This is a genomic window from Streptomyces sp. SID12501, assembly GCF_010550245.1.
Classification (GTDB): domain Bacteria; phylum Actinomycetota; class Actinomycetes; order Streptomycetales; family Streptomycetaceae; genus Streptomyces.
The window spans coordinates 1-533 of sequence record NZ_JAAGLU010000389.1; the positions used below are offsets into that span (position 1 = coordinate 1).

Sequence of the window (533 nt, forward strand, 5' to 3'; positions counted from 1 at the left end):
CAGGCCGCTCGGGGTCGTACACGAAGCGGACGTCGTCGAACTCGACGGTGCCGGGCGCGTCGGCGGGCAGTTCGGTCGCGCCCTCGCGGATGACGGGTTCGGTGTCGATGAGCTCGAAGACGCGCTCGGCGCCGGCGCGGGCCTGCTGGGCGACGGTGATCACCATGGCGAGCATGCGGACGGGGCCGACGAGCTGGGCGAGGTACGTCGAGAACGCGACGAAGGTGCCGAGGGTGACGCGGCCCTCGGTGGCCATCCAGCCGCCGAGGGCGAGCATGGCGACCTGGGCGAGCTCGGGGACGGCCTGGAGCGCGGGGGTGTAGCGCGAGTTGAGGCGGATGGACCGCATCCGGCCGCCGAACAGCCGGCGTCCGGCGGCACGCAGCTTGCCGGTCTCCTGGTCCTCCTGGCCGAAGCCCTTGACGACGCGGACGCCGGTCACGGCGCCGTCGACGACGGAGGCGACGGCGGCGGCCTGGCCCTGGGCGTACCAGGTGGCGGGGAAGAGCTTCTTGCGGCTGCGCTTGGCGATG

The 533-nt window shown here is 73.5% G+C and carries 1 protein-coding gene; it reads right to left on the reverse strand.

Annotated features, from left to right (window positions below; all coding sequences use genetic code 11):
• Positions 1 to 533, reverse strand: a 533-nt coding sequence (locus G3I71_RS46380; protein ID WP_164324955.1) for an ABC transporter transmembrane domain-containing protein, incomplete at both ends; no start/stop codon positions are given.